This window comes from Shewanella youngdeokensis (assembly GCF_033180165.1).
Taxonomy (GTDB): Bacteria; Pseudomonadota; Gammaproteobacteria; order Enterobacterales; family Shewanellaceae; genus Shewanella; species Shewanella youngdeokensis.
On sequence record NZ_CP136522.1, the window covers coordinates 106,124 to 120,132 of the forward strand.

Below are 14,009 nucleotides of genomic sequence, written 5' to 3' on the forward strand. Positions count from 1 at the left end.
AATCTTTGCGCCACCTTGGTGTTAAGTGGTTTTGCATACTATTAATACCTAAATAAAGGCATAGATTACTGGCTATATTCAAGCTCTCACTTAAGCACTGATAGTGCTCACTCATACTATTGATGGTGTTGATTTTTGAGTTAACCGTTAAAATGGGAAGCCCAACATTTATCAACATACAAAGTGCGGTTGAAGTTGGCTTAAATAGAATTTGACACTGAACGTCTCGTGTCTCAATAATTCGGTATTATACGTTATTCAGTGTTTTATTTTTCGGAGGGGCCATGGCTCGTTGGCTGGTAGGATTGTTATTAGTGTCGGGTAGTGCATTTGCAAGCCAAGGCATGTATTCACTGATGTCGACAGGTGATTTCTTATCGCCGATTGAAATGGTGAAAAAGTTAGAGCAATTGCACCCGGGGGTTATTTCTGAATTCGAAGCTGAACTTGATGATGGCGAACTCATTTATGAATTTAAAATCATCAATCCAGACGAAAATACTATCAGTGAATATGAGTATCGAGCTACAGACGGTAGCCTCAAAAGTCGTGATATTGCCCCTTTAAGACACCGCAACCAAGACGAACTCGCTGGCACTCTAATGCTACAACAAAGCGGGCTATCATTTTCTGAAATGTTGACCATTATCTGCAAAGACCGCAGCGGACATATAGTAAAAGCCGAGATTGATAGTGACTTGGGGATCAGTTACATCGAGTTAGAAATATTAGATGTTGACGGTAAGACAAAGCTTGCCTTCGACATGGAAAGCAAACAATTACTACCACTGCTCAAATGGGATTAAAGCATGAAAATACTCATGGTTGAAGATGATGCGACCACCATCGAATATGTTGTTAAAGGGTTCATTGAGCAAGGGCACAATATTGAAACGGCCACAGATGGTCACCAAGGTCTATTGCTCGCAACGAGTATGCAGTACGACTTAATTATTTTAGACCGCATGTTACCGCAGTTAGATGGATTAAAATTGTTAGGAGCTGTGCGTGCCACAGGTAATCAAACTCCGGTATTAATTTTGTCAGCATTAAGCCATGTTGATGAGCGGGTTAAAGGTTTGCGTGCGGGCGGCGATGACTACATGACTAAGCCGTTTGCGTTTTCTGAACTGTTAGTGCGCGCCGAGAAGCTCATGCAGCGCGGCGAATCAAAACCCATGGTGACGGACTTAACCGTGGGCGCGTTAAACATTGAGTTATTAACCCGAAAAGTCACCTTAGACAGTAAAGAAATATTGCTGCAACCTAAAGAATTTCAGTTATTAAAATACTTGATGGAACATGCAAATCAAGTCATTAGTCGCACCTTATTATTTGAAGCTGTGTGGGATTATCATTTTGATCCTCGTACGAATGTTATCGACGTACACATTGCCAAGCTTAGACGTAAGTTTGAAGAGCTAGGTCACGGCGAGTTAATTGAAACGGTTCGAGGGGCAGGGTATCGCCTACGCGAAGGGCATTAAGCCGTATCAAAGTAGTGCATGGCGCATTACGATAATATTCTCAGCCTTGGTGACGGTGATTATCGGCTCCTTATTGTTAGGCATGTATAGTCAGTTGATTAACGAGCAAGAACATCAACTGGACCAACATTTAGACGCTGAGAAAACTCGCTACCAGCAGATGGCGCTTACGCTTGATAGGCGTAGTTTTGCCACGCAAGTGCGTAGTGCCGACCCTAAAGTTGCCCTCATCGTCTGGCGCAACTCCTACGATCTTATCGGTTCATTAAGCATGATCCCAAAAGACATGCCGCTGTTACCCGAAAAACGAGAATTCCCAGTATTTACCGGTGGTCCAGACAAGCTGCACATCATTTCGGGTGGCATGGTAATGACCCGCTATGGCCCCGTATTAATCGCGACTCGCGTCGATCAACTCGGTGCGCTAATTGATAAGTTCTCCAATGCGGCGATAACAGCATTAATGATCACTTTGGTGTTAACGTTGGCGCTTGGTTATTTGTTCTCGAAGGCAATTTTACGCAGGTTAGTGCAATATAATCGCTTAAGCGAGCAAATAGAAAAAGGCCAATATTCTACACGGCTACCGGTGAGTTGGCGCCAAGATGAGTTTGATATGTTAGCGCAGCAGTTTAACCGAGTGCTAGACACGTTAGAGCAAAACCTTGCCGCAGTGCGGGGCGTGACAGACAATATTGCTCACGACCTGCGCACACCGCTGTCGCATCTTCGTATTGGGCTAGAGCAACTGCCTGATAAACCTGTCGACGAATTACCGGAAAGCTGCGCCATTATCACCGAAGAGCTCGATCATTGCTTAGCAACGTTCGATGCCATGTTGTCGCTCACGCGGATTGAAGAGGGTCAGCAAGCATTAGAGCTACAACCGCTAAGTCTGCATCAAATTAGCCAAGATTTATGTGAAATGGCAGGTGTCATGGCTGAATTTAATGGGCAGTCACTCGAATTATCGTTAGGTGAAGATCATACGGTTAGTGGTGACAAATATTTGCTGTTTCAAGCGTTGTTTAATCTTGTTGATAACGCCATTAAATATTCTGGTGAAGGCGCTAAGATTGTGATTGCGCAGCACAGAAACGTTATCTCTATTGCTGATAATGGCCCCGGGATCCCAGAAGGCTCCCGCGATAAAGTCTTTGAACGATTAGTGCGTTTAGATCCGAGTCGGCACCATAAAGGCACAGGTTTAGGCTTGTCGATGGTTAAGGCGATTCTGTCGCGTCATAATGCTAAAATAGCCTTAATGGATAACCAACCGGGGCTGAAAGTACAGATAACTTTTTGATACCCGTGCATCATGGTTGTTAAACTGTTTACGCTAGCTTTATGAGACTTTCACTATATGTATCAAGTCATTGCCAACGAGGCTGATTTTATTGTTATTAGTAAATCGGCCAATGTCCATTTTCATAGTCAAGATGGTTCAGCAGGCGTTGTGGCGCAGGCGGAGCTTGATCTCGGCATTAAGCTTTATGCGGTACATAGGCTCGACACCTTAACCTCTGGCTTGATCATTTTGGCTAAATCTCCTGCCGCTGCTGCAGAATTTACCCGTCAGTTTAGTGAGCACCAGGTCCAAAAGTACTACTTGGCACTGGCTCAAGGCAAACCCAAAAAGAAACAAGGTTGGGTGATTGGCGATATGGCTAAGTCGCGCCGTAGCATGCACAAATTGCTGCGCACTACAGTGAACCCCGCAGTAACGCAATTTTTCTCGCAATCAGTCGGCGACGGCCTACGGCTTTATCTACTTAAACCATTAAGCGGTAAAACCCATCAGCTTCGCGTTGCTCTTGCCAGTATTGGCGTACCTATTTTAGGCGATGAACTCTATGGCGGACAGGCGTCTGACAGAGGGTATCTGCACGCTTATAGCTTAAACTTTAATTATAAAAATCAGGCTTACCAGTTCAGTTCACTGCCTCAAACTGGGGCGGCTTTTAGTCGAGACGAGGTGCTACAGCAGCTTAATGTTTGGCAAAAGCCAGATAGCTTGAATTGGCCTAAAGCCAAGTCGTAATATTGGCTCTGGTGCGTAAACGGCTAAACGGACTATTTTGATGACCGACCCTGTCAGAGGATTATCTGGGTCAGTGCATTCACAACCTTGCTAATTCCTTGTAGGATAGTGGCCTTAAAACGTTAAGCGTTACAGGCGTGTAGCTAAAGTATTTGACTAAAAACGAGTAGATAATTGTGCATAAAAAAGCCATATACCCAGGAACATTTGATCCCGTAACCAATGGTCATGCCGATCTTATTGAGCGTGCTGCTAAGTTATTTAAGCATGTTGTTATTGGTATTGCTGCTAACCCCTCGAAAAAGCCAAGGTTCACACTTGAAGAGCGTGTCGAGCTACTTAAAACCGTGACTGCCCACTTAGACAACGTCGAAGTTGTTGGTTTTACCGGGTTGCTGGTGGACTTTGCTAGCGAGCAGCAAGCCAGTGTATTGGTGCGCGGCTTGCGCGCGGTGTCCGACTTTGAATACGAATTCCAGCTCGCCAACATGAACCGCCGCCTCAGCCCAGATTTAGAAAGCGTATTTCTTACGCCAGCAGAAGAAAACTCTTTTATTTCATCGACCTTAGTTAAAGAGGTCGCCCACCATGGTGGGGATGTAAGCCAGTTTGTTCATGCCGAAGTTGCTCACGCATTAATGGGTCCGGTTAAGTGAACCGACTGTAATAGTGAAACAATTAGTCGCTTCGCTTTTCATCAACGCCGTGGTTAAACCTCTTATATTATTAATTATGATGCACTGTGAATATTAAGCTTTTGCTCCGGCTGTTAGGCTTGGCCTTTATCATCGTGATTGTTGGTGTGGCACTGCAGCAAGGTTATTTTCAGCGCCTAAGCGACAGTCAGTGGATTGTGGACTATGTCGATAACCATGGTTCGGCAGCAGTGTCGGAGTTAGTTTTGCTGGGGGTGCTGTTTTCTTGTGTTGGTGGCCCGCGGCAGATCCTCGCCTTTGGATTTGGTTATGCGCTCGGTGGGGTTAACGGTGCCTTGCTTGCGACTTGTGCAGCATTAATAAGCTGCATTGTGCTATTTTATTTCTCTCGTTTTCTAATTCGTGCGCATATTAAACGCCGTTTTGAGCACAAACTCGTGCGGCTCGAAGCGCTGCTTATTCATAAAACGTGGCTTAAAGCCTTAATGATCCGCTTACTACCGTTGGGCAGCAACTACATTACTAATTTATTGGCTGGCACAACTTGCATCAGCCCATGGCAGTTTTTTGTGGGGAGTGGCATTGGTTTCTTACCGCAAATGTTCATTTTCAGTTTTGCTGGAGCAGGAACGAGCCTTAGTGACGCGCGCCACTTGCAATTAAGTGGCGGCTTACTGGTGATTGCAGTGCTAATAGGTGTATACCTTTATCGCACCCGGTTGGGTAAGCAGTTAAACCAAGCGGTAAAGGCTGAACGGTAGCATATAAAAAGGCGATTAACGTGGTTGGCAGATACTACAAAACACCGTCGCGCGCTGGCCTAAGCGTATTTCACTGAGTAATTGTCCGCAATGAGTACATGTTTGTCCACCACGGCCGTATACATGTAGTTTTTGCGCAAAGTAACCAGGTTTACCGTCTGCATTTATAAAGTCTTTTAAGGTCGTGCCGCCTTGCTTAATTGCGCGTGCAAGGATCTGCTTTACTTCGGTAACGAGTATGGTTAGGCGTTCAACATCCACTTTACCAGCCTCGGTTTGCGGGTGAATACCCGCTGCAAATAATGCCTCGTTAGCGTAGATATTACCGACTCCAACCACTATATGGTTATCCATTAAGCAGAGCTTTATCGCTTTTTTCTTATTGCTCAACGCCTTAATTAAATACTCAATATTAAAGCCTGACTCTAATGGTTCAGGGCCTAATTTTGATAATAACGGATGTGCATGTTCAGGCAGCTCGCACCATAACCATGCGCCGAAACGTCTAGGGTCGTTGTAGCGTAGTATTTTTCCGCTGGCGAGCACTAAATCGATGTGATCGTGTTTCTCAACAGGGGTATTAATTGGCAGAATACGTAAACTACCCGACATACCCAGGTGTACGATGGTGGTGCCGGCATCGGTATCGATGAGCAAATACTTTGCTCGGCGGCGCACTGCCCTGATAGTTTGACCAATAATTTGCTGTGCGATATCGGGCACCGGCCAGCGAAGTGAAGGGTTGCGTACAATTAGGTCGGTTACTTGATTGCCAATTAGGTAAGGTGATACACCTTGTTTAGTGACTTCAACTTCAGGTAATTCTGGCATTTAGCCTCTCTTAGATAAAAGCAATATCCATTGATAAGCAATTAAATGGCTTATTCGCGTAGCGTCGGTATTAACGCTGCACGCAAATTGGCGGGTATTTGATACCAGTTACCTGTGGGCGATTTGAGTAAACCTTGGCTATCAAATAGCACCCATTGGAGCTGGGTATCAATATCAGCAATTTGAATAATTAACTCTTTGGCTTTGCCCACGGTTTCAGGCTTTTGTGTCACGGCAGTCATGCGCACTTGTTCCCATGCGCGGGCCCATTCAAGGCAATTAACTACTTGTTCGCTGCACTGCCAGCCTGACTGACGTTTCTGTAACCAGTGCTCGCCTAGTTGTAATTCTGATAAGGGAGCGGATAAGTCAAACAATGCCTGTGTTGTGACCTGTTTAGAACGGCGCTGTGTTTCGAGAACCGTAAGGACGCAGATCATTAAAATAGAAGCAATGATGATAATGCTATTCCACTTTTTTCGGGATATTGCCATGAGAATTGAGTTCAGTTAGTGACTTAACTAATTAAGTGTATCCGCTCAGTATTGAATTAACAAATATCTTGGGCATTATCATTTAGATAACGCTAATTGTGAATGGGTAAGCCGCAGTTGGTTGAAACCGCATTTGTCGTTAGAAGTAATGAGTATAGGCATTGGCTATAAAGATAAAACCCGACGCTGTTGGCGTCGGGTTTTATGCTTAAAAGTATAGAAGCGGGTCACAGTAAAAATCCCCGCTTTTAATGCTCTTAGCCGCCAGTCGCATTCATAAATCGCAAGATTTGGGTCTCGCCATTGGTATCGAAATGGTGCTCTTTAGGTTTGTGTTTTATGCCATCTAAAATTGCGGTTTTCAATTTGCCGATATCGCCAGGATACTCACGTACAATGGATTTCAAGTCGACGGCGTTTTCGTTACCTAAACACAGTAGTAATTGACCTTCGACAGTGACGCGCACACGGTTACATTCGTGGCAAAAATTATTGCTATGTGGCGAAATAAAACCAACGTGAATACTGCTGTTAGGTAGGGTGTAATAACGTGATGGGCCACCAGTGCGACGGTCGGAAATAGTTAATTCGTACCGCTGACGAATAATGGTTTTTATTTCGTCGCTGCTGCAGTGACGGCTGCGCTTGCGCTCATCTATTACGCCTAATGGCATCTCTTCGATAAAGGCGATATCGAGTTCACGTTCACGGCAAAATTCGATTAAATCCAGAACTTCGTCATCGTTTTGACCGCGTAAGATCACCGCATTGATTTTGATTTTCTTAAAGCCTGCAGCGCGCGCAGCGTCAATGCCGGCAATGACTCTATCGACTTTGCCATTACGAGTGAGGCTAGTGAATAAGTCAGGTTTTAAGGTATCTAAACTAATGTTGAGTCTATCAAGGCCTGAGTCATGCATGCTTTGTGCAAAACGAGATAGTCGAGAACCATTGGTCGTCATTGACAACTCTTTGAGTCCAGGCAACTTACCGAGCAGCTTTACTAGTTGGTCGCAGTCCGTTCTAACGAGCGGTTCGCCGCCAGTGAGGCGTATTTTTTTTACGCCTAACTCAGTAAAGGCTTGCCCTATCCAAGCGAGCTCTTCAAGGCTCAGTACGTGATCTTTGCCTAAAAAGCATGGATCTTCGCTCATGCAATATACGCAGCGAAAATCACAGCGATCGGTTACTGATAGCCGTAAGTACTCGACGGTACGGCCAAAGTTGTCAACTATCAAACTCATTACTACTTACTCAATATGATCTTTAAAGCAGATCGGCAAAAGGTTGAATATACACTGTGTCACCGGCTAATAACTGGTCATCTTTTTCGCTGATTACGATGAGACAGTTTGCTTTGACCATAGAGCTGAGCATTCCTGAACCTTGCGCGCCAGCGGTGCTGACATGCAATTTACCGTCAGCGGCAAGATGGTAAATACCGCGGGTAAATTCAGTACGGCCAACACGGCTTCGCAGGGGATTGTCGGTGATGGCTGGTACCATTGTCGGTGTCCAGTTTTGCTCTCCGGCAAGCTTGCGTAGCGCAGGTTGTACAAATTGTAGGAACGACACCATCACAGCGACAGGGTTACCCGGTAAGCCAAAAAATAGGCTGTTATCTATTTGCCCGAAGGCGAGCGGGCGACCCGGACGCATGTTTATGCGCCAGAAGTTAATTTGGCCGACTTGTTCAAGTGCTGTTTTAATGTAGTCGGCGTCTCCAACAGACACACCACCTGAACTGATCACAACATCAGCTTGCTTGGCGGCCTTGGTGAGCGCTTCGGCGAGCGCTGCTTCTGAGTCTTGGATTATACCCAAATCAATTACGTCGCAGCCGAGCTGTTTTGCCATCGATTTAATGGTGTAACGGTTAGAGTCATAAATACAGTTAAGCTTAAGCGGTTCACCCGGTTGGCATACTTCGTCACCCGTAGAAAATACTGCCACAGTAGGGCGTCTAAAGACCGGTTGCTCACCAAAGCCTAATGATGCAAGTAAACCTTGCTCTGCTGCAAACAGTCGCGTATTGGCGGCAAGAGCGGTTTGGCCTTGGGCAATGTCTTCGCCGGCTTGTCTTATATGTTGGCCTAATACGATGTCACCTTCAAAGGTCACTTGACCGTCTTGCTCGTTGGCTAATTCGCGCAGTTGAACTGTATCAGCACCCGCTGGTACCGGTGCGCCAGTCATTATGCGTACGGCTTCGCCGGCTTGCAGTGTGCCTGCGTATGCGTGGCCTGCCATGACTTCGCCAACCATTTTGTAGGCTTGGTTAGCATCGCCAAGTTTAAAGGCGTAACCGTCCATTGCAGAGTTGGTGTGTTGTGGCACATTGACCGGTGAAATCGCGTTACTGGCAAGTATGCGATTATCGAGCTCGTCAATTTCAAGGGTTTCGGTTGCGGTTAATGGGGTGACATAACTCAGAATTTTATCAATACCTTGGCGGACTGACAGCGTTGTGCTGTTGTCGAGCTCACAGCCACAGCTTGGCGCCATAGGTAGGTCGACAGGGCAAGGCTTCCAGTTTGCTATATAGTCACAAACGTAGTCTGCAATTTGCGGTACATTATTAATGTCTAAGCGTTTTAGCTCGCTCGGTAGCTCGGTGTCATCGCAACAAGCCACGGCTTGAATGTGCTGATCATGGGTGTGAATAAACGGTTTTCCATGGGCGCTGCGATGCAGTTCAATTTTGGGAAGTTCTAATTTTTTAAACCCTTCAACTAGCACGATATCGACATGGTCGCTGTCTATTTGTTTAAGCAAATGTGGCAGTTCAGGGTCGGTGTCTTTGGCGTCTTCAGTCATTAAGGCCCAGCGCACATGCGAAGCAACAAGCATCTGTTTAGCGCCTGCTTTACGCATTTCAAAGCTGTCTTTACCCGGAATATCAACATCAAAGTTGTGGTGAGCATGTTTGATCACGGCAAGGCGAACGCCACGGCGATTTAGCTCAGGGATTAATTGCTTCAATAATGTGGTCTTTCCGGTGCCGCTATAGGCACAAAATCCGAGAACAGGGATAGGTAACGGATTGGTAAAGGGTATGCTCATTTACACCTCAAGTTGTTCTTTTCGCTGGCGATGGCATCGCTCAGTTGCTGTTTTTGTTCTGGCGTGTTGACGTTAACAAAGGCATTTGGCTGGTCACTAAATTCGGTTACAACATAGTTATGCTTGGCGTACCAAAAATCTATTTTGCGCTCTCCGGCGTCTAAAAATGCTTTCATTGACGTGCGTAAGCTTGGTGCCAATAACATCACTACGGGCTGTTCGCGTTTACCGTCACTTGCAACTGCAAGCTCGGCACCGGCAGCAGTTAACTGTGTCAACATTCTGCTGACCAAATCAGTCGGTAACATTGGACAGTCGCATGGCACAACCATTAAATACTCTGCTTGAGTGTGGCTCATTGCCGTGATCATGCCGGCTAACGGGCCTAAATAACCGCTATCTTGATCACTAACCACTTTAAAGCCAAATTCAGAATACACCTTTTGGTTGCGGTTTGCGTTGATCAGGATCTCCTTAACTTGAGGTTTAATCCGATCAATTGCATGTTTGATCATCGGCTGGTTGTCTAGTTCAACCAGACCTTTGTCGTTGCCACCCATGCGTCTGGCCATTCCGCCTGCAAGGATCACAGCATCAATCGTTGTTGTCATCAGATATTCCTGTTATTCAGTACCACTTATTTAACTATAGCGATTATACCTCTTCACTCAGCAAGTTAATGCAGGTGGAGTAGCATTTTTAGATGGCTATTGAGCGTTGGTCGCTGGCATATTGGGGTTGATATGCACGGCTAAAGTGGGTGTTGTTACCTGTTGTATTGTGTCAGTCGTGCTAATTTTGTGATTATTGATGAGCCAAGCGTGGTCGCAAAGTTGTGTTAGCAAGCAAGATTGATGGCTGCTAATGAGTATGCCGGTACCTTGTTGTTTTAAGTCAGTGACCATCTGTAGCACTAATCGCTGGGAATGCTTATCCATATTAGATGTCGGCTCATCGAGCATCAGTAGTTTGGGTTGAATAATCCACGCCCGGGCAATAGCCAGTCGTTGTCGTTCACCGCCCGATAAACTTGAGGCTAATTGAGGAAGTAAATGGCCAAGTTCTGCCATTTCAATTGCTTGTTCAGTGCGAGCTGCTAATTGATGCTGGTCGCGATCTGAGAACGCAAACGAATAAGTCAGGTTATACAGTACGCTGCCTTCGAACAGGTATGGGTGTTGGTGTAGGTAGATTGCTTTACCGACAATATTATTGCTGCGCCACCACGGAGCTAATGAATAACCAATTGCTTGCACCTGCCCTTGGCTGGGTTTGATTAAGCCTGCAAGTAGTTTCATTAGTGTGGTTTTGCCACAGCCGTTATCACCTTGTAGGTGAATGACTTGCTGCTCTTGGAAAATGAGCTCTTGAGTAGTAAAAAGCGTTTTGTCACCAAAACGCATCTCAAGATCATGTGCAATAATTTTTGCCATCTAAATCTAATGACTCCTAGGCTCAGCTTTGCCTCTTAGGGTACCTAAGGCAAAGTTTAGCACGAGTGCCAGCACTAACAGTACTAGCCCTAGCGCAATGGCTTGGGCGAAGTCGCCTTTGCTGGTTTCTAAGGCGATAGCTGTAGGAATGTTACGGGTAACACCGGCAATGTTACCGCCCACCATCATTGAGCACCCAACCTCGGTTAATATACGGCTAAATGCAGCCACTACCGCTAATAACAGTGGAACTTTAAGCTCGCGGCACACGGTCCAAACAGCTCGATACCAAGGTGCACCAAGTGTTCTGGAGGTTTCCCATGCGCGGCGGTCAACACTAGTAAACGCGGCTTGGCTTAGTGCAATAAGTACAGGCGCGCAAATCAACATCTGGCCTAAGATCATTCCGCTTTGGGTAAATAGCCACTTCAGATCGCCCAAAGGCCCCATTCGGGTGAGTAACAAATAGACGAGTAAGCCAATCACAACCGTGGGAATAGATTGCAACGTTTGAATCAAGTTGGTGACCACCCAACGGCCAGGAAAGCGCGAAAAAGCTAATAAAAAGCCAAGCGCAATTGAAGGTAGCAAAGTAATTGCTAGCGCAGCAAAGGATACCGCAAAGGACACAGAGATAATCGCCCAGACATCTGGGTCTAACGAAAACAGCAGGCGCAAAGCCTGCTGTGTTAGGGCTAACCAGCCTTCATTCATTTGTTATAAGTTGCCTTGAATAATTGTTCGCCTTGCACCTTGTAGTTATTGATCATCGCTTGCGCTTGATCGCTAATCAACCAGTCACTTAATGCTTGAGCGCCTTTATGGTTTAAGTCGGGGTATTTGTCGGTGCTAATGAGCATAATTTGATACGGGTTTGCTAATGCCGCGCCGCCGTCAAAATTAACTGCCAGGTTAACTTTACCTGAGTAAGCTACAAATGTTCCGCGATCAGACAAAGTATAACCTTCTAATTCATCGGTCATTAAAAGGGTTTTACCCATACCTTGCCCAACTGCAGTGTAACCTTTAAATTTAGGTTCAATATTGGCGTTTTCCCATAGGATAAGCTCTTTCATATTGGTGCCAGAGTTGTCGCCACGTGAAATAAACGGGGTGCCAGATTGCGCTATTTTTGCGAAGGCTTCTTCAGCGCTTTGACTAGAGCGAATTTTCGCTGGGTCACTTTTAGGACCAAGTACTACAAAGTCATTCTCCATTATGCCGCGTGGCAGTCTGCCATAACCTTCTGTAACAAACTTAGCTTCTGCAGCTGGGGCGTGCGTCATCACGACGTCAACGTCACCTTGGCGAGCTAATTTTAGTGCCTTACCAGTACCTGTCGCAATGACTTGCACTGTGTAACCGCTGTTAGCTTCAAAAGTGGGTAACAGGTTTTTTAGCAGGCCTGAATTTTCAGTACTCGTGGTGGTTGCCAGCTTAATAACATCATTGGCGCGTACCGGTGTTGTGAGCACTAACGCGGTTGCAACGGCAAAACCAATAACGCGTTTAAGATTTAACATTGTTACTCCTTGGAAGAACGGGGCAATGGGTTGGCATTGGCCACCGTATAAAAAAGTGAACTAACTTAGCTGGATAGAGCAATTATAATGCCATTTTCACATAGAGTGTGTTTTGGCTCTCGCAACCGGCCATACCGTGAGCTGGCTCTCGTAGCAACCAAAAACCGAGCAGACAATTTGTCCCAACGTGCGCAAACCATGGTTCATAGTGACCTATTTGTCTGTATTAGATGTTAGACTTTCTTAATAATGAGTCAAAATGTCCTGTCTGAGACAAGATGGGCCAGAGAGTGAATAATATGAAGCCAATTCCTTCCGCTGTATCGGTACTTATCGTTGATGATGAACCGGGTATGCGCAGCTTTTTAAAAAAGGCACTGACTAAGAAATTTGCTTTAGTCGAAGTGGCCTCTAGTGTTGAAGAGGCTGAGCAATTAAGGTCGCGTTGTCATTTTGATCTATTAGTGGTCGATATTCGCCTGCCGGGCCGTTCGGGTATTGAATGGCATGAAGCGCTAAATGATCAAGAGCGCCGTTCAGACATTATCTTTATGACCGGCTATGCCGATATGGATGTGGCAATTAAAGCGCTACGTGCTGGCGCGTCGGACTTCATCATGAAGCCATTTCATCTTGAACAGATGATGAAATCGGTAGACCGTTGCATTGAGCGGCGCTTACTAAAACGCGAGAACTTAATGTTGCGTCGCGAAGTGTCGTTTAATCAATCTTCCACCATTATTGGTCAAAGCGATGCAATGACCGAAGTGAAAGATGTTATTGCCCGCGTTGCGCCAACTAATGCCGTGGTATTAATCGAAGGGGAGTCCGGTACAGGTAAAGAGTTAGTCGCGAGACAGCTGCATGTTTTAAGTGGCCGTCAAGGGCCATTTGTTCCTGTCAATTGTGGTGCTATTGCGCCAGAACTACTTGAAAGCGAGCTGTTTGGTCATTCAGCTGGGGCGTTTACAGGGGCAAAAGGTAACCGTGAAGGCTTATTCAGCTTTGCCTCAGGTGGCACTATTTTCCTCGATGAAATTGGTGAAATGCCACTTAAAATGCAAACCGCGTTATTGCGCGTGTTAGAGCAGCGCACCATTAGACCGGTGGGCAGCGAAAAAGAGATCAATATTGATGTTAGAGTGCTTGCGGCATCGAACCGTAAGTTATCGGAAGAGGTCGAAATCGGTAACTTTAGGCGTGATCTGTTCTACCGCCTTAACGTGCTCGATATTGTGATCCCGCCATTACGCGACAGACCCGAAGATATCGTTGAGCTAACCCATCACTTTACCTGCCAATTAGCTGCTGAACTGGGGGTTAAAGAGGTGGTGTGGAGCCATGAAGACTTGCTCAAGTTACAGCAACACGAGTGGCCAGGTAATATCCGCGAGCTGCGCAATATGATTGAGCGCTGCATATTGCTCGGTAAGCCGCCGGCAGAGTATTGGAAAACCCAACCCAAAGCGGAAGTGGTTGCTGAGTCGGGCTATCCGCTGCAGTGGGCCTTAAAGGATGTTGAACGTGACCATGTTACCCGTGTCGTTGACGTACACGGTGGCAATAAGTCTGCTGCTGCAAGGGACTTGGGGGTATCGCGTAAAACCCTAGACCGCAAATACAAAGAGTGGTTTGGCGGCGAAAAGAATATTGAAGAATAGCAACAGTATGGCTAGGAGAGTTTAGGTGTCTTTATTTTTCAATACCTTTGGTGTCAGTT

General features: G+C 46.0%; 15 protein-coding genes. 7 read left to right on the forward strand and 8 right to left on the reverse strand.

The genetic code is table 11. The annotated features are described in order from the left end of the window. The first annotated feature begins 284 nt into the window (after positions 1–284). From RGE70_RS00475 to RGE70_RS00500, 6 genes are all read left to right on the forward strand, one after another. A complete protein-coding gene (locus tag RGE70_RS00475; RefSeq protein WP_310469598.1) occupies positions 285–806 on the forward strand; it encodes a hypothetical protein in 522 nt (173 codons plus the stop codon). A gap of 3 nt (positions 807–809) precedes the next feature. Then, positions 810–1,487, forward strand: coding sequence for a response regulator transcription factor (locus RGE70_RS00480; protein WP_310469599.1), 678 nt, complete (start codon positions 810–812; stop codon positions 1,485–1,487). Between the two features lie 49 nt (positions 1,488–1,536). Next, the gene (locus tag RGE70_RS00485) at positions 1,537–2,793 is read left to right on the forward strand and encodes a sensor histidine kinase (RefSeq protein WP_310472880.1); all 1,257 of its coding nucleotides are present in this window, start codon (positions 1,537–1,539) and stop codon (positions 2,791–2,793) included. A 57-nt stretch (positions 2,794–2,850) separates the two neighbouring features. Further along, positions 2,851–3,528, forward strand: a complete 678-nt coding sequence (locus tag RGE70_RS00490) for a TIGR01621 family pseudouridine synthase (RefSeq protein WP_310469600.1) — start codon at positions 2,851–2,853, stop codon at positions 3,526–3,528. A gap of 176 nt (positions 3,529–3,704) precedes the next feature. Further along, a complete protein-coding gene (coaD, locus tag RGE70_RS00495) occupies positions 3,705–4,184 on the forward strand; it encodes a pantetheine-phosphate adenylyltransferase (RefSeq protein ID WP_310469601.1) in 480 nt (159 codons plus the stop codon). An 86-nt stretch (positions 4,185–4,270) separates the two neighbouring features. Continuing rightward, a complete protein-coding gene (locus RGE70_RS00500) occupies positions 4,271–4,945 on the forward strand; it encodes a TVP38/TMEM64 family protein (protein WP_310469602.1) in 675 nt (224 codons plus the stop codon). A 15-nt stretch (positions 4,946–4,960) separates the two neighbouring features. Here the strand turns inward: RGE70_RS00500 and mutM are convergent, their stop codons facing one another. The 8 genes from mutM to RGE70_RS00540 form a co-directional block, all read right to left on the reverse strand. Beyond that, positions 4,961–5,776 carry a bifunctional DNA-formamidopyrimidine glycosylase/DNA-(apurinic or apyrimidinic site) lyase gene (gene mutM / locus RGE70_RS00505; protein WP_310469603.1) on the reverse strand — a complete coding sequence of 272 codons (816 nt, stop codon included), beginning with the start codon at positions 5,774–5,776 and terminating at the stop codon, positions 4,961–4,963. Between the two features lie 50 nt (positions 5,777–5,826). Beyond that, a complete protein-coding gene (locus tag RGE70_RS00510; protein WP_310469604.1) occupies positions 5,827–6,270 on the reverse strand; it encodes a hypothetical protein in 444 nt (147 codons plus the stop codon). A 257-nt stretch (positions 6,271–6,527) separates the two neighbouring features. Beyond that, complete coding sequence (gene moaA / locus RGE70_RS00515; RefSeq protein WP_310469605.1) at positions 6,528–7,514, reverse strand: GTP 3',8-cyclase MoaA; 987 nt, start codon at positions 7,512–7,514, stop codon at positions 6,528–6,530. A gap of 22 nt (positions 7,515–7,536) precedes the next feature. Beyond that, positions 7,537–9,333 (reverse strand): bifunctional molybdopterin-guanine dinucleotide biosynthesis adaptor protein MobB/molybdopterin molybdotransferase MoeA, encoded by a 1,797-nt coding sequence (locus RGE70_RS00520; protein ID WP_310469606.1) that lies wholly within the window; start codon positions 9,331–9,333, stop codon positions 7,537–7,539. Next, positions 9,330–9,944, reverse strand: coding sequence for a molybdenum cofactor guanylyltransferase MobA (gene mobA, locus RGE70_RS00525; RefSeq protein WP_310469607.1), 615 nt, complete (start codon positions 9,942–9,944; stop codon positions 9,330–9,332). Before mobA ends, RGE70_RS00520 begins: the two co-directional genes overlap by 4 nt. A 96-nt stretch (positions 9,945–10,040) precedes the next feature. Then, a complete protein-coding gene (locus RGE70_RS00530) occupies positions 10,041–10,766 on the reverse strand; it encodes an ABC transporter ATP-binding protein (protein WP_310469608.1) in 726 nt (241 codons plus the stop codon). 6 nt (positions 10,767–10,772) lie between these two features. Further along, entirely contained in the window at positions 10,773–11,480 is a 708-nt protein-coding gene (locus RGE70_RS00535) for an ABC transporter permease (protein WP_310469609.1), read from the reverse strand. Further along, positions 11,477–12,289 carry an ABC transporter substrate-binding protein gene (locus RGE70_RS00540; protein ID WP_310469610.1) on the reverse strand — a complete coding sequence of 271 codons (813 nt, stop codon included), beginning with the start codon at positions 12,287–12,289 and terminating at the stop codon, positions 11,477–11,479. The genes RGE70_RS00535 and RGE70_RS00540 overlap by 4 nt, the downstream gene beginning before the upstream one ends. A 278-nt stretch (positions 12,290–12,567) precedes the next feature. Between RGE70_RS00540 and RGE70_RS00545 the strand changes: the two genes are divergently transcribed. Next, positions 12,568–13,950: a sigma-54-dependent transcriptional regulator gene (locus RGE70_RS00545; RefSeq protein ID WP_310469611.1), complete on the forward strand. Its 1,383-nt coding sequence runs from the start codon at positions 12,568–12,570 to the stop codon at positions 13,948–13,950. Positions 13,951–14,009: the final 59 nt, after the last annotated feature.

Coding starts and splice junctions, on each gene's coding strand:
- RGE70_RS00475 (WP_310469598.1), top strand. CDS start 285: ATGGCTCGTTGGCTGGTAGGATTGTTATTAGTGTCGGGTAGTGCATTT.
- RGE70_RS00480 (WP_310469599.1), top strand. CDS start 810: ATGAAAATACTCATGGTTGAAGATGATGCGACCACCATCGAATATGTT.
- RGE70_RS00490 (WP_310469600.1), top strand. CDS start 2,851: ATGTATCAAGTCATTGCCAACGAGGCTGATTTTATTGTTATTAGTAAA.
- mutM (WP_310469603.1), bottom strand. CDS start 5,776: ATGCCAGAATTACCTGAAGTTGAAGTCACTAAACAAGGTGTATCACCT.
- RGE70_RS00510 (WP_310469604.1), bottom strand. CDS start 6,270: ATGGCAATATCCCGAAAAAAGTGGAATAGCATTATCATCATTGCTTCT.
- moaA (WP_310469605.1), bottom strand. CDS start 7,514: ATGAGTTTGATAGTTGACAACTTTGGCCGTACCGTCGAGTACTTACGG.
- RGE70_RS00520 (WP_310469606.1), bottom strand. CDS start 9,333: ATGAGCATACCCTTTACCAATCCGTTACCTATCCCTGTTCTCGGATTT.
- mobA (WP_310469607.1), bottom strand. CDS start 9,944: ATGACAACAACGATTGATGCTGTGATCCTTGCAGGCGGAATGGCCAGA.
- RGE70_RS00530 (WP_310469608.1), bottom strand. CDS start 10,766: ATGGCAAAAATTATTGCACATGATCTTGAGATGCGTTTTGGTGACAAA.
- RGE70_RS00535 (WP_310469609.1), bottom strand. CDS start 11,480: ATGAATGAAGGCTGGTTAGCCCTAACACAGCAGGCTTTGCGCCTGCTG.
- RGE70_RS00540 (WP_310469610.1), bottom strand. CDS start 12,289: ATGTTAAATCTTAAACGCGTTATTGGTTTTGCCGTTGCAACCGCGTTA.
- RGE70_RS00545 (WP_310469611.1), top strand. CDS start 12,568: ATGGGCCAGAGAGTGAATAATATGAAGCCAATTCCTTCCGCTGTATCG.